We start from the raw sequence: 21,600 nt of genomic DNA, 5'->3' as shown, positions 1-21,600 counted from the left end.
CCTGAGCGCCCGTGAGCGAGCACACGAACTCCGCCAAGATTACTGAAGACGACTTTCGCGGTTACGACCTCGTCGTCGTCGGGTCCGGTTTCTTCGGCCTGACCATCGCCGAACGGGCCGCGGCCGAGCTGGGCAAGAAGGTCCTGGTCCTCGAGCGCCGTCACCACCTCGGGGGCAACGCCTACTCCGAGGTCGAGCCCGAAACGGGCATCGAGGTGCACCGCTACGGCGCGCACCTCTTCCACACGTCCAACAAGCGGGTGTGGGAGTACGTCAACCGCTTCACCGAGTTCACCGGCTATCAGCACCGGGTCTTCGCGCGGGTGAAGGACCAGGTCTACTCGTTCCCGATGAACCTCGGCCTGATCAACCAGTTCTTCGGCAAGTCGCACACGCCGGACGAGGCGCGCGAGCTCATCGCGAAGCAGGCCGCCGAGTTCCGCACCGAGGACGCGCAGAACCTCGAGGAGAAGGCGATCTCCCTGATCGGCCGTCCCCTCTACGAGGCGTTCATCCGCGGGTACACCGCGAAGCAGTGGGAGAACGACCCGAAGAACCTCGGCACGAACATCATCAACCGGCTGCCGGTCCGCTACACCTTCGACAACCGGTACTTCAACGACACCTACGAGGGTCTGCCGGTCAACGGCTACACCGCGTGGCTCGAGAAGATGGCCGAGCACGAGAACATCGAGATCCGGCTGAACGTCGACTACTTCGACGTCCGCGAGCACATCCCGGCGGGCACCCCGACCGTCTACACCGGGCCGCTGGACCGCTACTTCGACTATTCGGCGGGCCGGTTCACCTGGCGCACCGTCGACTTCGAGTCCGAGGTCGCCCAGACGGGCGACTTCCAGGGCACCTCCGTCGTCAACTACAACGACGAAGAGGTCCCCTACACCCGCATCATCGAGTTCCGCCACTTCCACCCGGAGCGGGACTACCCGAAGGACAAGACGGTCATCTTCCGCGAGTACTCCCGGTTCGCGAAGGAAGACGACGAGCCGTACTACCCGATCAACACCGCCGAGAACCGCGAGAAGCTGGAAAGCTACCGCGAGCTGGCGAAGACCGAGGCACGCGAGAAGAACGTGCTGTTCGGCGGGCGGCTCGGCACGTACAAGTACCTCGACATGCACATGGCCATCGGGTCGGCGCTGTCGATGTTCGACAACAAGATCGCCCCGCATCTGACCGACGGTGCGCCGTTGGACGGGTCGATCGATGCTTGAGAAGGACACCCCGCGCGGTGAGGTGGCCGTGCTCTCCAGCACCCAGAAGGTGCTGAAGAAGCCGGGCGCCGTGCAGGTCGCGCGGGGAATGTCGCTGTTCGGGGAGCACAGCGCGGGATGGTTCGCGCTGGGCTTGCTCGGAGCGGCGGTGGACCGCGACCGGCGCAAAGACTGGCTGGTCGCGTCGGCCGGAGTGGTGGGCGCGCACGCCGCGTCGATCGCCGTGAAACGCGTCGTGCGGCGGCGCCGTCCGGACCATCCCAGCGTGGAGGTTCTGGTCGGCACGCCGAGCAAGCTGAGCTTCCCGTCGTCGCACGCGACGTCGACGACAGCGGCGGCGGTGCTCTACTCCGGATTGACCGGGCGTAACCTGGTCCCCGCCCTGGTACCGCCGATGCTCGCCTCGAGGCTGCTGCTCGGCGTTCACTATCCGACAGACGTTCTGGCCGGAGCCGCCCTGGGAGGCGTCGTCGGCGGTCTGATCCGACGGAAGCTGACCAAGAAGCGATGAGCGAAACGACCGACGAGCGAACCGAAAACGCGTCCGGTACGGCCGAATCCGCAGAAGCGACAGAGGCGGCCGCCGAGAAGACCGACGCGGCCGAGGCGACCGAGAAGGTCGAGAAGACCGAGAAGGTCGAGAAGCCTGAAACCCCGGCCGCCCCGACCCCGACCTCCGGCACGAGCCCCGTGGGCCTCGTGCTCGGGGTGATCAAGACCGCGCGGCCGAAGCAGTGGGTGAAGAACGTCCTCGTCTTCGCGGCGCCGTTCTTCGCGTTCTCCAAGGCGACGAACCGGACCGAGCTGGTCATCGACGCGCTGATCGCGTTCGTGGCGTTCTCGCTCACCGCCTCGTCGGTCTACCTGATCAACGACGCCGTCGACGTCGAGGCCGACCGGGCCCACCCGACGAAGCGCAACCGCCCGATCGCGGCGGGCATCGTCCCGGTCCCGGTGGCCTACGCGGCGGCCGTGGTGTTCTTCCTCGCCGGCCTCGCCGTGTCGTTCGCGGCGGACTGGCGGCTGGCGATCGTGCTGGCGGTCTACGAGGCCGTGCAGCTCGGCTACTGCTTCGGCCTGAAGCACCAGCCGGTGGTGGACCTGGCGATCGTCGGCTCGGGCTTCCTGATGCGCTCGGTGGCCGGCGGCGTCGCGGGCGGCATCGCGATGTCGCAGTGGTTCCTGCTGGTCACGGCGTTCGGCTCGCTGTTCATGGTGGCCGGCAAGCGGTACGCGGAGATCATGCTGTTCGAGCGCACCGGCGCGAAGATCCGGTCCTCGCTGAAGAAGTACTCGGCGAGCTACCTGCGCTTCGTGTGGGCGACGTCCGCGGCGATCCTGATCATGTCCTACTGCCTGTGGGCGTTCGAGATCCGCCAGGCCGAGCACAACTCGGTGTGGGCGGTCGTGTCGATGGTCCCGTTCGTGATCGCGGTGCTCCGCTACGCGGTCGACGTGGACGGCGGCAACGCCGGTGCGCCGGACGAGATCGCCTTGAAGGACCGCGTGCTGCAGGTGCTCGGCGCGACCTGGGTCGTGACCCTGTTCCTGTCGTTCTACCTGTGAACGGCGCGCAGATTTAAACAGCTGGGATTCAGCTTCTCCACAGCATCGACGGTCACCCTCGGGGGTGGGAGCCGGGACACCCCGCCTCCCGCCCGCGCAGCCCGGAGGACCGACGATGAACGACGAAAAGAACCCCTCGCCTGGCGAGCCTGCCGGGCAGGAACCGACTGAGCAGTTCGGCCGGACCGGGGACCTGGGCGGGGCTGCGACCGATGCGGGCCCGGCTGCCGCGGGTGGCCAGGCGGGATCGTCGGGGGACGCTACTCAGCCGAGCCAGCCGGTGCCGTCTGCCGAGCAGACCAGCCAGCTGGGCCAGCCCGGATCGTCTGCCGAGCAGGCACGCCAAGGGGGTCAACCCGGGCCGTCTGCTGAGCAGGCGGGCCAAGGCGCGTCTTCCGCGGAAGCGGGCCAGCACGCCGGTCCGGCCGCTCAGCAGCTGAATCAGCCCGGTCAGTTCGCTCAACCCGGCCCGTGGGGTATGCCGCTGCCGCCGCCGAAGCAGAGCGGATTCCGCCGGTTTGTCGCCCACCGGGCCACGCAACTGGTCGCGGTGGGCGTGCTGGGACTGGTGGTCGGCGGCGGGATCGTCGGCGGCGTCATGGCCGCGACGCACCATCCCGGCCGGCCCGGCATGAGCCAGCACCAGGGCGGCCACCGCTTCAACGACGGCGGTCCCGGCCAGCGCCACCGCATCCCGGACGGCCAGAACGGCGGCAGCGGCAACAACGGCAACAACGGCCCCGGGTTCGGCAACGGCGGCGGCACCGGCTCCGGAACAGGCAACTGAGCGAACGGCGTATTCGCGCAGAATCCCTGCCCGCTCGACCTCAGTCGCCCAGCAGCGCCGGGTACAGCACCGTCGGATGCGCGGACAGCCCGGCTTTCGCCGTCGCGCTGTCCGCGTCCGCGATGATTTCGATTTCTCCCGCTTCCAGCCCGTCCAACGCGGTGCGGACGACGTCGGCGGGGTCGTTTTTCGGGATGTCGAAGCTGGCCATCATGTCGGTGTCGGTACTGGCCATGACCAGGCCGCTCACCAGCGTGTGCTGCGCCAGCAGTTCCAGCCGCACCGAGTTGGTCATGCTCCACGCCGCCGATTTGGACGCGGCGTATCCCGCGGAGCCCGGATAGGTCGCCCAGGACAGGGCGGACAGAACATTCAGAATCGCGCCATTCTTCAACCCTGGCGCGAATGCCCGGATTACCCGCAGCGGGCCGAAGAAATTGGTCTCCATTTCCCGCCGGATCGAGTCCAGGTCGCCGGTCACCAGGTCGGTGAAGGAGGCGACTCCGGCGTTGTTGATCAGCAAGGTGACGTCCGGGGCGGCGGCAGCGGCGGCCGCGATCGAATCGGGATCGGTGACGTCCAGCGGCAGCGGCACCGCGCCGTCGAGGTCGACGGGACGGCGAGCGGTGGCGTAGACCTTGGCCGCGCCGCGGTCCAGCAGGGCGCGGACGAAGTGGGTGCCGAGTCCGCGTCCGGCACCGGTGACCAGCGCGGTCGAGCCTGCGATCTGCATGAGGTTGTCCTGGGAAAAGCTGTCGGAAGGGGACAACGGCTATCCTGGATCCTGACGTCAATGTCAGGTTCTCGTGTTTGTGGTGCGGATCACGGAGGCTCGGATGCGGATCGGCGAGGTGGCGGAGCGCGCCGGGGTCAGCGTGCGTTCACTGCGCTACTACGAGCAGCAGGGGCTGATCGAGTCGACGCGCACGTCGGGCGGGCAGCGCCGCTACGGCGAGGACGCGGTGTCGTGGGTCGGGCTGATCCAGCAGCTCTACGCGGCGGGGCTGTCCAGCGCGACTATCCGCGAGCTGATGCCGTGCCTGCACGCGGGCGTCAGCACGCCGGAATCGCGCGTTCGGCTGCGCGAGGAGAAGGCCCGGCTCGACGAGTACATCTCCGGTCTCGAACGCACTCGCGAGCGGCTGGAAAAGATGATCGCGTTGGCGGAGACGCCGAATCCCCATTGCCCGGTCGTGCTGGACTAAAGGGCGGCGGAGGTGTCGTTCAGGATCTTGACGATCGCACGCGGGTCGCCGGGGATCAGCTCGGTCCGGTCGTCGGTGGTCCGGTACGTCAGGACTCGGCCGGCTTCCAGGTCCAGGGCGAAAATCGGACCGCCGGTGAGGTGCCTGCCACCGGCCCGGCGGCCGACGTACAGCTGATGCACCGCTTGGCGGGGCTGGTCCAGGACTGAATTGAGGTACTCGGCGCTGGTGCTTTCGTCGAACGGGTCCGGCGCCTCGTCGGACGCGATCGACACCGAGCGCACCGGCGCGCCGGGGATCTGCGGAAGCGCGTCGAACAGCGCGGTGGCCAGCCGGTTCGGGGCGATCTGCCGGATCTCGACCACGTCGTCCTGCACGGACACCCGTACCGCGTCCGGCCCGCGCTGGGCGACCAATGCGCTGCGATCGGTCCCGGTGCTGAATTGCGAGTGCGCGAAGTATTCGCCCTCGGCGTAGGCGATCACCTGCAAGGTCGCCCGCAGGTGCGGTGTTGGCGCGTCGTCGCGTGCGAGCCCGAGTTGGGTGAGGTACTCGATCGTCTCGGCGTGCAGCCGACGGTCCGCGCCGTCCTTCACCCAAAGCCGCTTGCCGCTGAGCAGCGGGTGCATTTCGCCGAGGTCGAGCATGTCCCACACCAGGGACAACACCGCGGTCGGCAGCCGCACCGTGGAATCCAGCCCGGTCATGCGCCGAGAGTGGGCGGCGTCGACCGGAGGCCGGTGACGGGATCGATGGTGGCTTCCTCGTCGGAGAAAATGTCGTCGGTGTCGAGGACGTACTTGCGGTTGTGCTCGGCGTCGTCTTCTTTCTTGCCGCCGCGGCCACCGCTCATCCCGGCCCCGGGCATACCGCGCTCGCCGGCCGCACCTCCGCGCAGCGCACCCGTCCCTGCGCCGCCACTGCCTCGCGGGCCGAACTCTCCGGCTCCGACCCGGGAACCGCCGCCCGGACCGCGGGGCGTGGTCGCGGTGCCGCCGCTCTCTCCGCCGGTCGAGCCGAACCCGATGCCCGGGGTGTAGCCGAGACCAGACCCGCCGGAACTCGGGCCGGACCCGCCGGGCTGGTACCCGCCGATCCCCGGAGGGGTGAACCGGGACTGACCGGAACCGGTCGGCTCGACGTAGCCGGAGGTGCTGGTCGCGTCGGCCGGATTCGGCGAATGCGGGTAGCTGCCCGGGCTGCCGCTGTACGGCCCGCTGTCGCGGTAAGGACTGTGGCCTCCGCTGACGCCGGGGCCGACCTGGCTGCCCGCCCCGCTCGCTCCGGGAGGTTGGTCGCCTGGTCCAGTCTCACGTGGGTCGGGACCTCCCGGCCGCCAACCGCCGGGGCCTGGCGGGCCTGCTGGCGGATGGCCCGGGCCAGGAACGTTCGGCTGCTGGTTGACCGTGACGCCGCCGTCGTACGCGCCGAGCTTGCCGTAGTCGTACTTCAACTGCCCCGAATTGGACTGGGTCTGGTGGGTGAATTCCTGGTAGAGCTGCAGATTCTTGGCCGAAGCCTCGTTGTGGCTGCGCATCTCGGACAGCACGTCGGAGTCGAACAGGTTCTTCCCGCTCTTCAGTGCGTTCGTGAGCGGTTCCGCCGACATGGGGGCCATCTGGTTGCGCAGATTGTCGAGCATCGCCGCCGCGGAAGCGTGCGTGCCGCTGTTGTCGTGGAACGTTTGCTGCGCACCGGTCATCGAGGAACGCACCGTTCGCAGCCGCTGCGAGACCTTGTCCGCCGAAGCGCCGCTCCAGACGGATTCGAGACCGCCGAGAATCTCTGAGACGTCCTGGCTGACTGCTTCCTGATCCCGCGCGAGTCCTTTGGCGATGTCGCTGCCTTCATGCCACACCCCGGGCTGCGCTGCCTGGACCTGCGGGACGATCTCCTCGATCGGCACCGTCATTTCCTGGTATTTGTCGAGCAGCGCCTTGGTGGACTCCACCCAGCCCATGTCACCGCCCCGCTTTCTTCTTGAGCGTGGTGACCACGTCCCCGGTGACGTCGGCCGCGAGGCCGCAGGCGTCGGTCTTGCCGCGATTGAAGTCGCCGAGGTCGAGTCCGACCTCGAATTCGAGAGTGTCGGAGAGCCCCACTGCGATCTGGCACCCGTCGTTCTTCGGGCCCGGCTTCAGGTCGTACGCCACCGCGGGGTATCCCTGGATGGGCGGAAGTACGTCGAAGCGTTTCATTTGCGGCTTGACCTGCTTGTAGATGATGCTCAAGCCTTCTTTTTGCTTGGTTGTGTAGAAGATCGTCAGCATGGACCCGCCGTTGGGGCCAGACCAGGTGCATTTAGGGCCGAGAGGCCCGTCCTCGGGTTGACCGACGAGGTCGGTGCCGAAGTTGTAGTGGACCTGTTGCGGGCTGAGCGCGTCACATGCGCTTCCGGAGAGCACGGAGTCGGGAAGCGGGTTCTCGACCTTCGGAGCACCGCCGTAGGGAGGTACCTCGTTGCCCGGCAGCGAGCTGCTGCTCGCCACCGGAGTCGGGTGTCCACCGGTGGTGCCCGAACAGGCAGCGAGCAGGAAGGCGGAACTGAGCAGGACGATGGTCGTGCGGAGTTTCATTCCGTGGTTCCCCGGTTAGCGAAATTGTCGAGATGGCCAGCTTGCTGCTGATCGCTGGATTCTGTCATGCCGAGCGCCTCCGCGATGCGCTGGATGAATTCATTGACGTAGGCGAGTTGTAGATCGATGTGGCCCCCGCCGTATGAGTAGGCTCCCATTTTTCCGGCCCCGTCACCGACCATTGCCACATGCGCGGCGACTGTCGACGGATCCTGTGCCGGAGCCTGCATTCCACACAGGTTGACTGCCTTCCGCTGCATCGTCCACAGCTTCCCGCGCACCGCCCTCAGCTTGCTGAGCAGCTGTTTCGCCTCATCGGGTTCCAGGACGAAGCCGTCCGGCGCGGTCGTCTTGGCCTGCCCGCTCGCGACGATGAACGCCGTGTCCTCCCACACCTGTGCCCCCTCGACGCTGGTGTCGGCAATTGGTTACAGGTAGCACGGTAGCCGATCAATCACCCGCGGTGGACTCGATTCTGAAAGGTGCTCGACGACTAGACATAAACGCTATAGACATAACTGCTCTAGTCATTTGTGCTCTGGTTTTGCTGGCGCTAGACGTGTGTGATTAGTCGACCATGGCCAAGCCTCCGATCTCCGCTGCCGCGCGCATTATCGGCGAGCGCGTGCGCGAGTTCCGGCACAAGGCTGGCCTCAATCAGGAGCAGTTGGCCGAGGCGGCTGGGGTGCACTGGACGTTCGTCAGCCAGGTCGAGCGCGGCCTGCGCAACATCAACCTGCACAACCTGCTCAAGTTCGCCGACGGGCTCGGGGTGAATCCGGCGAAGCTCGTCGACGGGTTGCGTCCGCCGCCAGACCCGGATTAACCCTGGGCAGAGTCCACTGTGGACGGCCGCATCACCTGTCGAAAGGTGCCTTCCCGGAGCAGCAGAATCTGCGTGATCACCTGCAGTCCAACGAAAAACGCGACTGACAGCCCGGCATCGAGTGCGGGGACGTCGTCGACCGGCAGGGAGTACGCCATCCCGACGCTCAGTCCACTGTGGACCAGACTGCCGACGCCCCACACCACGGTCAGCGTCCGCCACACCCGGCGGAAAGACGGACGGGCCTCCCACGCCGCGTCCAGCCGGGAGCCTCGGCCGGGCAGCAGCGCGCGGGCCGCCTGGTAAGTCGTCGGGTACTGGCCGACGACCAGGCTCGCGAGCAGCCAGACGCCCGCCAGCGTGCTGAACCAGGCTCCGCGCACCAGCATCAGCCGGGCGTCGCCAGTCATCAGCGTGGTGGCCAGGCCGACCGCCAGGAACATCAGGACGAGCAGGCCGATTCCGTCCACGCGACGCCGGGTGACCAGCGTGTACAGCACCCGCAGCGCGGGCGGCAGACCGCTCAGCAGCAGCGCCCACACGGGCGGGACGGCGAAGGCCCGGAGCAGGTAATAGCCGCCGACTGGCGCGCCGAGGTCGATCAGCAGCGCGGCCAGCGACGAGCGGAATTCGTTCCCCATGTCCCGAGTTTCGGCGCGGCGGGCGCCTCAGGACATCGTCGAGCCGGTCAGCCCGGCATCCACCGTTCGGTGGAGGCCGGGCCGGGAGAACATCAGACCGGCAGCTTGCGGAAGATCGGCCGCGGCACGTGCCGCAGGATCGACATCACCAGCCGGAACTCCGACGGCGACCACACGAGGTCCTTGCCCTTGCGCGCGGCCTCGACCGCGACGTCGGCGACCTGCTCGGCGGTCCGGGTCAGCGGAGCGTCCTTCATCCCGGCGGTCATCTTGGTCTTGACCTGGCCCGACCGGACGACGGTCACCTGCACGCCGTGCGGCGCGAGCGCCTCGCCGAGACCGAGGTAGAAGCCGTCGAAACCGGCCTTGCTCGAGCCGTACACGAAGTTCGACCGGCGGACCCGCTCGCCCGCCACCGACGACAGCGCGATGACCTTGCCGTGGCCCTGCGTCTTGAGCTTCTCCGACAGCGCCACGCCGACCGACACCGCGGCGGTGTAGTTGACCGTCGCCAGCTCGACCGCCTTGCCGTGGTCCTGCCACAGCTCCTCGGCCTCGCCGAGCAGGCCGAACGCGACCACCGTGACGTCGATGTCGCCGCTGGCGAACGCCTCGTCCAGCACCTTCGGGTGGGACGCGAGGTCCTTGGCGTCAAAGGCCACAGTGGACACTTCGGCGCCGCGATCCTTCAAGCGCTGCGCGGCTTCCTCCAGCCGCGGCGAAGGACGGCCGGCCAGCACGACCCGCAGCGGCTTCTCCGCGAGGTACTTCTCCGCGATCGCCAGCGCGATGTCGGACGTGCCGCCGAGCAGCAGCAGGGACTGGGGGTTACCGACCGCGTCGATCACAGTGCGAGCCTCCGGCTCATGTCAGAGGCGAAAACGCCTTCGGGGTCAACGGAAGCGCGCACCTTGCGCCACTCCTCCAGCCGCGGGTACATCTTCGCGAACGTCTCGGGCGAGGTGCGCGAGTCCTTCGCGGTGTACAGGCGGCCGTTCGCGTCCAGGACCATCTCGTCCATTTCCTCGCAGAACCGGCTGAGCCCGTTCTTGATCGGGAAGTCGACGCTCAGCATCCAGCCCGGCGCGGGCCAGGACATCGGAGCCGGGTTCGAGTCGCCCATGCGCTTGAACACGTTCAGGAACGAGTAGTGCCCGGACCGCGAGATGGCCCGGCAGATGCCCTTGAGCTGGTCTTCCGCGCCGAACGGCACGGAGAACTGGTACTGCAGGAAACCCTTGCTGCCGTACGCGCGGTTCCACTCGCTCAGCATGTCGAGGGGGTGGTAGAACTGCGTCAGGTTCTGGATCTTGCCGCGCGCGCCCTTCTTGGGCACGGTTTTCTGCCACAGCTCGTTGATCAAGCCGAAGGTGAGCTTGTTGCCGAGCCCGTTGGGGAACACGTCCGGCAACGTCAGCAGCTGCGGCGCGTCGAACTTCAACGGGTTGCTGCGCAACTTCGGCGGCAGCTGGTCGAGCTTCGCGAGCGAACCGCGCGAGAACGTGGCGCGGCCGAGGCGGCTGTCGGACGAGATCAAGTCCGGCACCGACATCGAGTAGTCGTAATTGAGGTCTGAACCATCGGTGAAGAGCCCGAGGGTCTCGTCGAGGTTCGAGGTGCGGTCGGCGTCCACGTAGAAGTACGCCGTTTCCGTCTTCTTCATCCGCACCGTGGCGCGGACGATGATCCCGGTGAGCCCGATTCCCGCCACGGTCGCCCAGAACAGCTCCGAATCCGGGCCTTCCGGGGTGAGCGTGCGCACAGATCCGTCGGCGGTGAGCAGGTCCATCGACACGACGTGGTTGCCGAAGCTGCCCGCCGAGTGGTGGTTCTTGCCGTGGATGTCGTTGGCGATCGCGCCGCCGATGGTCACCTGGCGGGTGCCCGGCAGGACCGGGACCCACAGGCCGTACGGCAGCGCCTCGCGCATCAGCTTGTCGAGGCTGACGCCCGCGTCGAGGTCGACGAGGCCGGAGTCCGGGTCGATCGAGTGGATGCGGTCGAGCACGGTCATGTCGACGACCAGGCCGCCCGCGTTCTGCGCCGGGTCGCCGTAGGAGCGGCCGAGCCCGCGAGCGATGACCCCGCGCGGGCCTGCGGAGGCGACGGCGCGGGCGATCGCGTCGACGTCGCGGGTGCTCAGCACGTCGGCGACGGTGCCAGCGGTGCGGCCCCAGCCGGTGAGCGTGCGGCGCTGTGTCTCGGGTGCTTGGGTCACGCGGACCAGGGTAGCCACGCCGAACACCGCCCGGAACGTGACCCTGAAGTGCTCGCTTCTACACTTTGCGCATCAAGGCACAAGCGTCCGAGCGTCGAAGTGGGTAATACGGACACTGACGCAATAGGCCGAGAAGGTATTCCAAGTGGTGGCTACAGAACCGCAGAGTGACCAAGCGCAGCCGGTGCCCGCGGGCCCCGGTCTGCTGGGCCAGCTGATCCGGTTCGGCGTGATCGGCGGCTTCTGCGCCCTGCTCGACCTGGGCACGTACTCGCTGCTGCGAGCGGTCGGCATGGACGGGGCCCCGTGGGCGGACGTCGCTCGCGCGATCAGCTTCGTCGTGGGCACGACGACCGCGTTCTTCCTGAACCGGCGGTTCACCTTCGCCGAGGGCAAGCGCGACGGGAACGCCCAGATCGGCGGGTTCGTTCTGCTGTACGCGGTGACCTTCTTCGTGACGATCGGCGTGAATCGGCTCATGCTGAACGTCCTGCCGGAGATGGCGTGGAAGGCCACCCTCGCCTGGGTCGTGTCCCAGGGGACGGCCACCGTGATCAATTTCGTGATGCTCAAGTGGGTCGTGTTCCGTGTACGGCCGGTAAAGGAGAACTGAGTTCGATGCCCGGTAAAGCAGCCCCGGTCGCGGAGGCGGCCCCCGCAGGCCAGACGCGGTTCGCCGAACACGCCCCCGAAGGCAGGCTCACGGCCCAGCGCGGGCTGTACGCCGGGCCGGCTCCGATCGTCAGCAAGGACATGTACGCCGAGGTCGTGCAGGGCAACGCCCAGCGCGAGCGCGGCAGCGTGACGCTCGAGCCGTCCGCGAAGGTCACCGGAAACACCTACTTCGGCCGCTTCCCGGCCAGCTACTGGCAGCGCTGGACCACCGCGACCGAGGTGAAGCTGGAAGCCGTCGTCACCGGCGACGGGCTGCTGTCGCTCGGCGCGTCCGACATGCTCGGCGACCCGCGCGTGGTCGACGCCAAGCAGGTGGCCGGCGCGAAGGGCGCCAAGGTCGAGCTCACCGGCAAGCTGGACAAGTTCTACGACGGCGGCGCGCTGTGGCTCGACCTCGAGACCGAGGGCGGCCAGACGCTGCGGGTCGAGCAGGTCCGCTGGACCGTCGACGCGCCGGAGTCGATCCGCCCCACCGCGGTCACCATCTGCACCATGAACCGCGCCGACGACTGCCTGAAGAACCTCCAGGCGCTCGCCGCGGACGTGTCCTCGCTCGACACCCTCGACGCCATCTACGTCGCCGACCAGGGCACCGACCTGGTCGAATCGCGCGAAGGCTTCGAGCAGGTCGCGAAGGACCTCGGCGAGAAGCTGCACTACATCAAGCAGCCGAACCTCGGCGGGGCCGGCGGCTTCACCCGCGGCCTGTACGAGGTCGCCGGGCACACCGCGACCGAGCACGCGAACGTGCTGTTCATGGACGACGACGTGCTGCTCGAGCCGGACCTCGTCGTGCGCGTCACGGCCTTCTCCAACCGCTCGGCCAACCCGATCATCGTCGGCGGCCAGATGCTCAACCTGCTGCACCCGAACCAGCTGCACGTCGGCGCCGAGTACGCCCGGCTGAACACGCTGGAGCCGGGGCAGCCGGTGCAGCACTCGCTGTCCACCGCCGACCTGCTCGGCGTCGACGAGGAGACCGGGGCCCCGAACCGCCAGGAACGCCGCCTCGACGCCGGGTACAACGGCTGGTGGTCGTGCCTGATCCCGTACGAGGTCGTCAAGGCCATCGGCTACCCGCTGCCGTTCTTCTTCCAGTGGGACGACGCGGAGTACTCCTACCGGGCCCGCGAATACGGCTTCCCCACGGTGACCCTGCCGGGCGCCGGCGTGTGGCACGCGGACTTCCACTGGAAGGACTGGGACGAGTGGCACCGGTACTTCAACCTGCGCAACTCGATCATCACCGCCGCGCTGCACTCGCCGTTCAACCTGAACCTGCTCTCCCGCGTGCTGATGGCGCAGCTGGTGCGCTACCTGCTCGGGATGCAGTACGGCCTGTCCGCGACGCTGATCAAGGCGGTCGAGGACTTCCTGGAGGGCCCGGAAATCCTGCGCGACGGCGGCGTCGAGGCGATGAAGGAGATCCGCCGGATCCGCGACGCGTACCCGGAGACCAAGCGGCACAAGGCCACTGACGTGCCGGGCATCGCGTCCAACGACATCGGCATCATCAACAGCGCGCCGCGGCCGAGCATGCAGCGGCTCGTGCTGATCAAGCGCATCCTCGACAAGGTGCTCGGCCGCAGCCGCTTCGGGCTCGGCGCGGTGCCGATCGACGAGGCGCACTGGTGGCACATCGCGCTGTTCGACACCGCCGTGGTCACCGACGCGTCGCAGGAAGGCGTGCGCGTGCGCAGCTACGACAAGGTCAAGATGTTCGACCTCGCGAAGCGCGGCGCGAAGGTGATCAACCGGCTGCGCAAGGAAGGCGCCGGCGTGCAGGAGCAGTACAAGCGCGCGATGCCGGAACTCACCTCGCGGGAGAACTGGAAGCGGCTGTACGAGCTGTGATTGCCTGAGCTGGTCCGAAAAGGGCGTCTCGCGTTCAGCGGGACGCCCTTTTTGTCTTTTTGGGTAGCTTGGTTTCATGGCCGACCTGGTTTCCCGCGCGCGGGCTCTTGCCGACGATCTGTTGTTTCCGGCGGCAGCTGAGGTGGACCGGCTAGGCGTGGTGCCGCGGTCGCATTTCGACGCGCTCGCCGAGGAGGGGTTCTACGGTCTCGCCGCGCCGGATTCCGGGGTCGACCTCGAGCAGCTGGTCGGGGTGCTCGAAGCGCTGGCCGGCGGCTGCCTGAGCACCGCGTTCACCTGGCTGCAGCACCACGGCCTCGTCGCCGGGCTGGCCGCGACGGACCGGGCGGACCTGCGCGAACGCTATCTGCCGAACCTGATCAGCGGACGGCTGCGCGCGGGCGTCGCGTACGCGGGCGTGATTCCGACGCCGCCGAAAGTGCGGGTCCAGCGCGTCGACGGCGGCTACCGGTTCGACGGCGAAGCGCCCTTCGTGAGCGGCTGGGACGCGATCGACCTGCTGCAGTTGTCGGGGCGCGACGGCGACACGGTGGTCAACGCGCTGGTGTCGCCGATAGTCGGGCACAGCCTGGTCGCCGAGCCGTTGACGCTCATGGCCGCGCAGGGAACCGCGACCGTGCGGCTGAAACTCGACAACCACTTCATTCCCGACGAATCGGTTTTCGCCCAGGTCAGCTACGACAAATTCGTGGCTGGCAATACGTTTGCCGCGCGGCTCAACGGATGTGCGCCGCTTGGTCTCGCCGAACGCTGCGCCTGCTTGATCGAGGCGGCGGGCGAGGAGGCAACGGCGACGGCACTGCGGTCCGAACAGGACGAAATCCGCCGTCGGCTCAACGCCGGGCTCGCCGATCCGGCCACGCTCCCGGCGGCCCGCGCGGCCGGTGCCGAACTGGCGTATCGGTCGGCAGGCGCGCTCGCCGCGGCGACGGGCAGCCGCGCAGTGCTGGCCGGAGCGCACGCCGGCCGGCTGGTGCGCGAGGCGACGTTCCTGCTCGTGGCCGCGAGCAGACCGGAGATCCGCGCCGGACTGCTCGCCCTCGCCCGTCGCTAAACGGACAGGCCGAATTTGCCCTTTCGGCTCAGGTCGTCCACATAAGCGGCGGCCACGTGGACGAAATTTACCGAAACAGTGTTGCCGTCCCGGGTTTCCAACGAGTGGACGCCGCCGTGTTTCAGGAGGTCCGGGAGCTTTTCCTGAACGGTCGAGGAACTGTCGGCGGTGAGCGGGAAGATCAACGGTTCCCCGCCGGCCGAGAGGTGCAGGACGAGTGCTGGTTTGGGATCTGCCATGAATCCATGGCAGCAGCGGGTGATCATCGGCGGCAAGAGCGGTTCGCCGACAGCGGATCCGCTCACAGCGGAAGCGGATCTCGCCCCGGTCGCGGAGCCGATGGCCGCGACGGTGCGGAGTGGACTACGGTTTCGCCCGGGGAGAGACCGGATTTAGGGGTGGGTCGTGCCGTACACGTTGACGCTGTCACCGGCAGCGGTGGATCTCCTGCTGGCCGAACTCGGGCTCGGCCGCGCGCCGCTGCCGTTCGAGGTGCCGCACATCGGCATCACCGGCGAGGAACGCGCCGCGGTGCGCGACGCCGTCTTCCGCGACCTCGACAGCCGCGGACTGCTGCGGCGCGGGACCGTCGACGACGACGTCCAGATCGCGCTCGCCACGTTCGCCCGGCCCGGCCTCGCGGTGTCCGCGGCGGCCAAGCTCGGCGACGAGCAGCTGTTCGCGCGCGTGGCGTCCAACGGCACGTTCGCGGTGCTGGTCTGCCAGCGGGATGGGATGTTCACCTTCGAGGAGGTCCGCCCGACCGGCATCGTCCCGGCGATCGTCGACCTGCTGCCGCTCACGCCCGCCGCGCCGGGGCAGTCGGTGACCGTCGCGCGGCCGGCGAAGCAGCCGGTCCGGGGAGACGCGTACGACCCGTTCGCGGGGGTCAGCGGCCCGCGCACGCACAATCCGCAACTGCGGTCCGTCCAGCGGATCTTCGAGAAGCCGCGGCTGGCGGTCGGCGAGTTCACGCCGTACGTGGGCGACGGCAACGGCCACGAGAAGGCGCTGCCGTCGCTCGTGTGGTTCGACACCGAACTCGGCCGCTACCTGCTCAGCACGCGCGATTCCAGCGACGGCAACCGCTGGCTCACCTACGCGCCCGCCGACAATGCCCGTCTGGCCCAACAACTGTTCACCCAGCTTGAAGGCTATTCGGCAAACGCCTGACCGGAGCGGCTCGCGTCGGTAAACTCCGGCGCATGAGCACTGATCCGCTGGCGGCAGGCGGGCTGAACGCCAAGGGCATCGCCGAAGCCGCGGCCGAAACGCACAAGCTGGCCGGCACCGCGAAAGCCGGCGGGTTCAGCATCGACGGCGACGCACTCGGTGACCTGCGCAAAGCGCTCACCGACATGGTCACGCGCCTGGAACGGCTCAAGCCGCAGACCCAGGCGCTGACGACCGCGCCGAAGCTCGGCAGCCACCCGTACGGGCACACCGTGGCCGAACACGACCGCAAGAGCGGAGCCGACGCGCCCGGGTCGGCGCTGGACGTCCTGGACCAGTTCGGCCGGATCCTGAAGGAAGCCGACGAGGCGCTCGCGCGCGCCGGCGGGGTCTACACCGAGAACGAGAACCAGGCCATCGATTCCCACCGCACCGTGAAGGGCACCGAATGAGCACGCCGCAGCCGGGGCTCGCGCCGTCGGACGCCGACTACCTCGGGCACCCGCACCAGCAGCTGAAGTCGTACGTCGAGTCGAATCTCGACGTGGAGCAGGTTTCCTCGGTGTCGCACGCGTACACCGAGGTACAGAAGGCGTTCGAGGAGTTCGCGACGCAGCTGGGCGAGGCCGTGAAGAAGGCCGCGCACGCGTGGAGCGGCGAGGCGGCGGCCGGTGCGCAGGCGTATTTCGTGAGCCTTGCCGAATGGGCCGAAGCGAATGGCCAGAACGCGAAGCTGGCCGCGCAGATCATCGAGGAACAGGCGTCGGCCGCGCAGGCGGCGAAGCACTCGATGCCGGACGCGGTCCCGTTCGACTGGTCCGAGGAATTCGACAAATGGTCGCACGCGAGCCCGCTCGAAATGAGCAATGAGATCGACGCGACGCTGAAGAAGCAGCAGGACAGCCGTTCCGCGCACGAGCAGGCCGCGGAGACGATGTCGAAGTACGACTCGTCGCTGTACTCGTCGGGTTCGAAGCAGCCGACTTTCGCGCATCCGCCGAAGTTCGGGGTCGCCGCTGGTGGCGGGGCTGCGGTGGCGATGCCGACTGGTCCGGAGCACCACGACGCCGCTCCCGCTCCCGCTCCTGCCCCTGCGCCCGCTCCGGCTCCGGCTGTGGCCGACGCTGGTTCGGCCTCCTCGGGTGCCGCTGCCGCTGCCGGTGGCGGTGCCGCAGTGGCTGGGCACACGAGCGCGCCGACCGTGAGCGGCCCGAGCCAGTTCACCGGTGCGGTTCACCAGCCGATGCCGGACAGCGCGACCACCGCGGCCGGTTACGCACCGCCCGCGGCCCAGGCGTCCCCCGGCGGCGGCAACGCCGGAGCGGCCGGAATGGGCATGGGCGCGATGCCGATGGGCGGCATGATGGGCGGTGGCGGCGGAGGTTTCGGCGCCGACGAAGAACACGAAACCAAGGTCGGCCGCGGCGGCGGCGCCGGCTCGTTCGGCCCCGGCGACGGAGCGGGCGCAGCGGACGTAGCCGCCGGAGGAATGGGCGGCGCCCCAGCCCGCCCGGGCATGGGCTTCGGAGCCCGCCCGTACGACGACGGCAACGACCAGCCCGCGTTCGTCATGGAAATCGAGGACGACGAGGTATTCGGCAGCGGACATCGGTCCGCGCCGCCGGTGATCGGGGAATAGCCTGAGAGTCCGTTGTGGACGGTGGAGTCATCGTCCACAACGGACTGACCGGGGTCAGTACCGGTAAAACTTCTCCGCGCGTCCCTGCCGCACCAGCTTCAGCCACTGCACGAAGGCCTTCGGGTCCCGCTTCACGCCCACGAAATACAACCCGAAGCGCAGCACTTCCAGCGCCCCGATTTTCCGCATTCCCGGCTGCGACAGCAAATACCCGCGGTTGCGGTACGTGTAATACCGCTTGACCTCGTTCTCCGGGTCCTGCGCGTGGAATTTCCCGCCCAGCATCGGCTTGAATTCGTCCGAGCCGTCGGGGTGCAGGTAGGTCGTGCGCAGCGACGTGCCGAACGGCAGGCCGGACCGCACCAGGCGGCGGTGCAGTTCCACCTCGTCGCCGCGGAAGAACAGGCGCAGGTCGGGTACCCCGGTGACGTCCAAAGTGGACGCACGGAACAACGCGCCGTTCATCAACGACGCGATGCCCGGCAGGAAATCCGTGCCCAGTTCGGCCGACGAGCGCTTCCAGGTGAGGCCGCGGCGCAGCGGGAACGCGAGTTTCGCCGGGGCGTCGATGTTGGCCACCACTGGGGAAATCTCGGCGAGGCCGCGCTTTTCGGCTTCTTCCAGCAGGATTTCGAGCACGTGCTCGTCCGCCGGGCGGCCGTCGTCGTCGGCGAGCCACACCCAGTCCGCGCCGAGCGACAGTGCGTGCAGCATGCCGAGCGCGAAACCGCCCGCGCCGCCGAGGTTCCGGTGCGACGGGAGGTACGTGTACGGCAGCGGGAAGGCCTCCACGACGTCCCGCGCGGACTTGTCCGGGCCGTTGTCGACCACCACGAGGTGGTCGACCGGCCGGGTCTGGGCGGCGATGATCTTCAGCGAGTCCGCGAGCAGCTCGCGCCGGTGCCGCGTGACCACCACGCCGACGACGGCGCCCTCGGGCAGCTCTCGCGTCTCGCCGGCCATCATTCCCCGCCGTTCGTCGTGGTCGCGGGCTCGATGCCGAGGCGCTCGAGACCTTCCTGGCTCATGTTCTCGAACGGGTCGCGGCCCTTGTACTCGGTGAGCACCTCGCGCAGCGAACCCTGCTTCTTCAGATGTCCCTCGTCCATCCAGATCGCCGAATCGCACAGCTCGAAGAGGAACTCGTCGGAGTGGCTCGCGAACACCAGGATGCCGGACCGCTTGACCAGGTCCTTGAGCCGGTCGCGGGCCTTGTTGAGGAACGCCGCGTCGACCGCGCCGATGCCCTCGTCCAGGATCAGGATCTCCGGGTCGATCGAGGTCACCACGCCGAGCGCGAGCCGCACCCGCATGCCGGTGGAGTACGTCCGCAGCGGCATCTGCAGGTAGTCGCCGAGTTCGGTGAACTCCGCGATGTCGTCGACCCGCTTCTCCATTTCCTTGGCGCTCATGCCGAGGAACAGGCCGCGGATGATGATGTTCTCCTCGCCGGAGATCTCCGGGTCCATGCCGATGCCGAGGTCGAACACCGGCGCGATCTTGCCGACGATCCGCGAGGATCCGCGGGTCGGCTCGTAGATCCCGGCGAGCAGCCGCAGCAGCGTGGACTTGCCCGCGCCGTTGTGCCCGACGAGACCGACCCGGTCGCCCTCGCGGAGGCTGACCGACACGTCGTGCAGCGCCTCGATGATCGGCACCTTCTGCTCGGTGCCGATCTTGCCGCCGACCTTGCCGAGCACGCGCTTTTTCATCGAACGCGTCTTCGCGTCGAAAATCGGGAAGTCCACGTACGCGTTGTGGACGTCAATGCTGACCATCTGTCACACCCAATACGAGACGCGAGACCGGTAATTGCGCATAGCGACGAGCGCGAGCGCCCATCCGACGACAGTGATGCCGCCGACCACGACCCAGCTGGTCCAGCTCACCGCCTGCCCGATGAGCGGCGAACGCACCACCTGCATGTAGTGGTAAAGCGGGTTCAGCTTGATGATCGGCAACGCCCACGACGCGCCGTCCCGCGCGCCGCCGGACAGCAGCTGGTCGACCGGCCAGACGATCGGGGTGCCGTAGAACATCAGCTGGATCAGCGAGTTGATCAGCTGCGGAATGTCGCGGAACCGGGTCGAGATGATGCCGAGCAGCAGCGCCGCCCAGCCCGCGGTGAGGGCGAGCAGCACGAACCCGGGAATGGCGAGGAAAATGTTCCAGCTCAGGCCCGGGTGGCAGTACTTGTCCGGAGTGCAGACGCCGTCCTTCGACCCCAGCGAATACGGGGAATCGAGCGCCGAGAAGAAAATGATCAGCAGCACGACGTAGACGATCATGTTGTGCGCCAGCAGCAGCGTCTGCCGCCAGATCGTGCGCAGCACGTACACGCTGAGCGGCGCGGGGACCTGTTTGATCAGGCCCTCGTTCGCGATGAACGTCTCCATGCCTTCGGTGAGGCAGCCCTGGATGAAGCCCCAGATGATGAAGCCGGTGGAGAGGTAGGGCAGGAACACCTCGATCGGCGTCCGGAACAGCTGCGAGTACAGCAGGCCGAGACCGAGCGCGATGACACCCTGGCTGATGGTGATCCAGAACGGCCCGATGATGGACCGCCGGTACCGCTGCTTGATGTCCTGCCAGCCGAGATGGGTCCACAGCTCGCGGGAGGCCAAACCGGTCTTGATGTCGTCGATCGCACGCCCGAACGTCTTGCTGTCCGACGACGGTGGAACCGGAGTCGAGACATCGGGTTCGGCTGCGTGAACCGTGCTGGTGGCATGCACGTGGACGAGGGTACCGATGGGGCGCGCCGGGCTAGGCTCGACCCGTCGCGCGGCCGCTTCGTCCCTTCTCACCCGTGCTGTCTGACAGAGTGTGCGCGACGTTACGATAAGCCAATGCCGGTCCCCGAAATCAGCACTTCGCACCCGGAGTCTGTTTCTTCGCGTGCGCAGTATCACCTGGTCGCACCTGTGGGCCACCCCAACTACGGCGACGAGCTCATCACCGCGGGCTGGCTGGCTTATCTCGCGGAGACCGCTCCGGACGCCGACGTGTGGGTGGACACTCACTCGCCGGGGCCGGCGAGCGTCCTGCTCGACGGCATTCACCCGCGGGCGAAGTTCACCGACACTTTGTGGCGGCTGTGCTGGGAAGCTCCGGACGACGATCCGTGGCGCGCCGCCGCCTGGGTGCGCGACGCGGTGCACAACCCGGGCATGATGCCGCGGCTGCACCACAGCATCGAACTGCTGGCGAAGGCCGACGTCGTGCACGTCGTCGGCGGGGGATACATCAACAAACTGTGGCCCAAGCAGATCGGCCTGCTGGCAGGCGCGGTCGCCGCGGTCGAACGGTCCGGCGGCCGGGCGGCCATGACCGGACAGGGCTTGCAGCCGGCCTGCGAAGGCTCGGTCCCGCTGCTGAAGGCGCTCGCCGACCGGTTCGAGGTGGTCGAGGTCCGCGACGGTGCGTCAGCGGATCTGCTGGGCCGCCCGGTCGGACTGGACGACGCCTTCCTCGCCATCGGGCCGGAGCGGTACGACCACGCAGAAGACCTGCCCGAAGTGATGCTGTGCCTGCAATCCGACCTGGTCGAGGTCGGCATCGGCGCGGTGGCGGGCGCGGTGCTGTCCATGCTGCGCGCGTGGAAGACGGACCCGGCGAAGATCGGCATCGTCGAAGGCGTGCCCCGAGTCGACCGTGAAGTCTTTTCGTTGCTCGAACGCGAATTGCCGGGTGCGCGGTTTTATCCGTTTTCGCACATTTGGACGCATGGCCTTCCCGTCGGGCCGGAACAAACCTGGATTTCCACCCGATTCCACATTCACATGCTGGCGGCCGCGGCCGGGGCCTCCGGCGTCGCGGTGAGCATCCACCCGGACTATTACGCCACGAAGCACCGCTCCCTCGCCGAGCTCGGTTCGAACTGGACGCTGCTCGAAGATCTCTCCCAGGTCCCGGACCGCCCGACCGCGGGCGGCTACGCGGAAGAGACGCTGGCTGACTTCAAGAACAGCAAGCGGAAGGTCGCCGAGCAGGTTTACGCGCCGGTGGTCCGCCCGGTCCCCGAGGAGCCCGAACCGGAGCCGGAGCCCGAGCCGCTGGCGCCGGAGGAGCCGCCCGCTCAGCGGCGACGGTGGGCGCGGCGGATCCGCAACTGAACGGGCGGGAAGCCG

25 protein-coding genes are annotated in these 21,600 nt (G+C 68.1%); 13 read left to right on the top strand and 12 right to left on the bottom strand.

From position 1 onward, the window contains the following. Nucleotides 1-11: 11 nt before the first annotated feature. The 4 genes from glf (at nucleotide 12) to FKO37_RS02245 (ending at nucleotide 3,588) form a co-directional block, all read left to right on the top strand. A complete protein-coding gene (gene glf / locus FKO37_RS02260; RefSeq protein WP_037807122.1) occupies nucleotides 12-1,235 on the top strand; it encodes a UDP-galactopyranose mutase in 1,224 nt (407 codons plus the stop codon). Further along, nucleotides 1,228-1,746, top strand: a complete 519-nt coding sequence (locus FKO37_RS02255) for a phosphatase PAP2 family protein (protein WP_037807124.1) — start codon at nucleotides 1,228-1,230, stop codon at nucleotides 1,744-1,746. The genes glf and FKO37_RS02255 overlap by 8 nt, the downstream gene beginning before the upstream one ends. After that, complete coding sequence (locus FKO37_RS02250) at nucleotides 1,743-2,801, top strand: decaprenyl-phosphate phosphoribosyltransferase (RefSeq protein WP_043837798.1); 1,059 nt, start codon at nucleotides 1,743-1,745, stop codon at nucleotides 2,799-2,801. Before FKO37_RS02255 ends, FKO37_RS02250 begins: the two co-directional genes overlap by 4 nt. 115 nt (nucleotides 2,802-2,916) lie before the next feature. Further along, nucleotides 2,917-3,588, top strand: a complete 672-nt coding sequence (locus FKO37_RS02245; RefSeq protein ID WP_238603599.1) for a hypothetical protein — start codon at nucleotides 2,917-2,919, stop codon at nucleotides 3,586-3,588. 40 nt (nucleotides 3,589-3,628) lie between these two features. Here the strand turns inward: FKO37_RS02245 and FKO37_RS02240 are convergent, their stop codons facing one another. Beyond that, nucleotides 3,629-4,321 carry an SDR family oxidoreductase gene (locus FKO37_RS02240; protein ID WP_037807130.1) on the bottom strand — a complete coding sequence of 231 codons (693 nt, stop codon included), beginning with the start codon at nucleotides 4,319-4,321 and terminating at the stop codon, nucleotides 3,629-3,631. A gap of 103 nt (nucleotides 4,322-4,424) precedes the next feature. On the opposite strand from FKO37_RS02240, the gene FKO37_RS02235 reads away from it, so the two are divergent. After that, nucleotides 4,425-4,793, top strand: coding sequence for a MerR family transcriptional regulator (locus FKO37_RS02235; protein WP_037807132.1), 369 nt, complete (start codon nucleotides 4,425-4,427; stop codon nucleotides 4,791-4,793). Here the strand turns inward: FKO37_RS02235 and FKO37_RS02230 are convergent. Genes FKO37_RS02230 through FKO37_RS02215 form a run of 4 tightly spaced genes read right to left on the bottom strand, consistent with a single transcriptional unit; the run spans nucleotide 4,790 to nucleotide 7,764 of the window. Continuing rightward, nucleotides 4,790-5,500, bottom strand: a complete 711-nt coding sequence (locus FKO37_RS02230) for an ESX secretion-associated protein EspG (RefSeq protein ID WP_037807134.1) — start codon at nucleotides 5,498-5,500, stop codon at nucleotides 4,790-4,792. The genes FKO37_RS02235 and FKO37_RS02230 overlap by 4 nt on opposite strands. Then, nucleotides 5,497-6,753 carry a hypothetical protein gene (locus FKO37_RS02225; protein ID WP_238603598.1) on the bottom strand — a complete coding sequence of 419 codons (1,257 nt, stop codon included), beginning with the start codon at nucleotides 6,751-6,753 and terminating at the stop codon, nucleotides 5,497-5,499. The genes FKO37_RS02230 and FKO37_RS02225 overlap by 4 nt, the downstream gene beginning before the upstream one ends. A gap of 1 nt (nucleotide 6,754) precedes the next feature. Continuing rightward, nucleotides 6,755-7,369: a DUF3558 domain-containing protein gene (locus FKO37_RS02220; RefSeq protein WP_051172980.1), complete on the bottom strand. Its 615-nt coding sequence runs from the start codon at nucleotides 7,367-7,369 to the stop codon at nucleotides 6,755-6,757. Beyond that, on the bottom strand, nucleotides 7,366-7,764 hold the full coding sequence (locus FKO37_RS02215) for a hypothetical protein (protein WP_043837785.1): 399 nt from the start codon (nucleotides 7,762-7,764) through the stop codon (nucleotides 7,366-7,368). The genes FKO37_RS02220 and FKO37_RS02215 overlap by 4 nt, the downstream gene beginning before the upstream one ends. Before the next feature lie 182 nt (nucleotides 7,765-7,946). On the opposite strand from FKO37_RS02215, the gene FKO37_RS02210 reads away from it, so the two are divergent. Further along, the gene (locus FKO37_RS02210; RefSeq protein WP_134727947.1) at nucleotides 7,947-8,195 is read left to right on the top strand and encodes a helix-turn-helix domain-containing protein; all 249 of its coding nucleotides are present in this window, start codon (nucleotides 7,947-7,949) and stop codon (nucleotides 8,193-8,195) included. Here FKO37_RS02210 and FKO37_RS02205 read toward each other — a convergent pair. The 3 genes from FKO37_RS02205 to FKO37_RS02195 form a co-directional block, all read right to left on the bottom strand. Then, the gene (locus FKO37_RS02205; RefSeq protein WP_238603597.1) at nucleotides 8,192-8,836 is read right to left on the bottom strand and encodes a VC0807 family protein; all 645 of its coding nucleotides are present in this window, start codon (nucleotides 8,834-8,836) and stop codon (nucleotides 8,192-8,194) included. The genes FKO37_RS02210 and FKO37_RS02205 overlap by 4 nt on opposite strands. Nucleotides 8,837-8,928: 92 nt before the next feature. Beyond that, entirely contained in the window at nucleotides 8,929-9,684 is a 756-nt protein-coding gene (locus FKO37_RS02200) for a decaprenylphospho-beta-D-erythro-pentofuranosid-2-ulose 2-reductase (RefSeq protein ID WP_238603596.1), read from the bottom strand. Continuing rightward, a complete protein-coding gene (locus FKO37_RS02195; RefSeq protein WP_134664099.1) occupies nucleotides 9,681-11,054 on the bottom strand; it encodes an FAD-binding oxidoreductase in 1,374 nt (457 codons plus the stop codon). The genes FKO37_RS02200 and FKO37_RS02195 overlap by 4 nt, the downstream gene beginning before the upstream one ends. Before the next feature lie 145 nt (nucleotides 11,055-11,199). Between FKO37_RS02195 and FKO37_RS02190 the strand changes: the two genes are divergently transcribed. The 3 genes from FKO37_RS02190 to FKO37_RS02180 all read left to right on the top strand — a co-directional run bounded on the left by FKO37_RS02190 (nucleotide 11,200) and on the right by FKO37_RS02180 (nucleotide 14,658). Continuing rightward, nucleotides 11,200-11,667: a GtrA family protein gene (locus tag FKO37_RS02190; RefSeq protein ID WP_037807142.1), complete on the top strand. Its 468-nt coding sequence runs from the start codon at nucleotides 11,200-11,202 to the stop codon at nucleotides 11,665-11,667. A 5-nt stretch (nucleotides 11,668-11,672) separates the two neighbouring features. Next, nucleotides 11,673-13,583 (top strand): glycosyltransferase, encoded by a 1,911-nt coding sequence (locus tag FKO37_RS02185; protein ID WP_238603595.1) that lies wholly within the window; start codon nucleotides 11,673-11,675, stop codon nucleotides 13,581-13,583. Between the two features lie 76 nt (nucleotides 13,584-13,659). Continuing rightward, nucleotides 13,660-14,658, top strand: a complete 999-nt coding sequence (locus FKO37_RS02180; RefSeq protein WP_238603594.1) for an acyl-CoA dehydrogenase family protein — start codon at nucleotides 13,660-13,662, stop codon at nucleotides 14,656-14,658. Here FKO37_RS02180 and FKO37_RS02175 read toward each other — a convergent pair. Then, nucleotides 14,655-14,897, bottom strand: coding sequence for a hypothetical protein (locus FKO37_RS02175; RefSeq protein WP_043838003.1), 243 nt, complete (start codon nucleotides 14,895-14,897; stop codon nucleotides 14,655-14,657). The two genes, FKO37_RS02180 and FKO37_RS02175, sit on opposite strands and share 4 nt — an antisense overlap. 166 nt (nucleotides 14,898-15,063) lie before the next feature. On the opposite strand from FKO37_RS02175, the gene FKO37_RS02170 reads away from it, so the two are divergent. Genes FKO37_RS02170 through FKO37_RS02160 form a run of 3 tightly spaced genes read left to right on the top strand, consistent with a single transcriptional unit; the run spans nucleotide 15,064 to nucleotide 17,470 of the window. Then, nucleotides 15,064-15,831, top strand: coding sequence for an ESX secretion-associated protein EspG (locus FKO37_RS02170; protein WP_238603593.1), 768 nt, complete (start codon nucleotides 15,064-15,066; stop codon nucleotides 15,829-15,831). A 32-nt stretch (nucleotides 15,832-15,863) separates the two neighbouring features. Then, a complete protein-coding gene (locus FKO37_RS02165; RefSeq protein WP_043837773.1) occupies nucleotides 15,864-16,283 on the top strand; it encodes a hypothetical protein in 420 nt (139 codons plus the stop codon). Next, the gene (locus FKO37_RS02160) at nucleotides 16,280-17,470 is read left to right on the top strand and encodes a hypothetical protein (RefSeq protein WP_238603592.1); all 1,191 of its coding nucleotides are present in this window, start codon (nucleotides 16,280-16,282) and stop codon (nucleotides 17,468-17,470) included. The genes FKO37_RS02165 and FKO37_RS02160 overlap by 4 nt, the downstream gene beginning before the upstream one ends. Before the next feature lie 54 nt (nucleotides 17,471-17,524). Here the strand turns inward: FKO37_RS02160 and FKO37_RS02155 are convergent, their stop codons facing one another. From FKO37_RS02155 to FKO37_RS02145, 3 genes are read right to left on the bottom strand one after another with little or no spacing between them, the layout of a single operon-like run. After that, complete coding sequence (locus FKO37_RS02155; RefSeq protein ID WP_037807159.1) at nucleotides 17,525-18,433, bottom strand: glycosyltransferase; 909 nt, start codon at nucleotides 18,431-18,433, stop codon at nucleotides 17,525-17,527. Next, complete coding sequence (locus FKO37_RS02150) at nucleotides 18,433-19,248, bottom strand: ABC transporter ATP-binding protein (protein ID WP_037369048.1); 816 nt, start codon at nucleotides 19,246-19,248, stop codon at nucleotides 18,433-18,435. The genes FKO37_RS02155 and FKO37_RS02150 overlap by 1 nt, the downstream gene beginning before the upstream one ends. A gap of 3 nt (nucleotides 19,249-19,251) precedes the next feature. Then, a complete protein-coding gene (locus tag FKO37_RS02145) occupies nucleotides 19,252-20,205 on the bottom strand; it encodes an ABC transporter permease (protein ID WP_134664093.1) in 954 nt (317 codons plus the stop codon). A 114-nt stretch (nucleotides 20,206-20,319) separates the two neighbouring features. Here FKO37_RS02145 and FKO37_RS02140 point away from each other — a divergent pair, with 114 nt between their 5' ends. After that, entirely contained in the window at nucleotides 20,320-21,585 is a 1,266-nt protein-coding gene (locus FKO37_RS02140; protein WP_238603591.1) for a polysaccharide pyruvyl transferase family protein, read from the top strand. The last annotated feature ends 15 nt before the right edge of the window (nucleotides 21,586-21,600 follow it).

Origin of the sequence: Amycolatopsis sp. Poz14, from assembly GCF_006704225.1 — a bacterium.
In the GTDB taxonomy this organism is placed as follows: Bacteria; Actinomycetota; Actinomycetes; order Mycobacteriales; family Pseudonocardiaceae; genus Amycolatopsis; species Amycolatopsis nivea.
The sequence above is the reverse complement of the archived record's forward strand: the minus strand, read 5'-3'. Positions and strand labels throughout refer to the sequence as shown.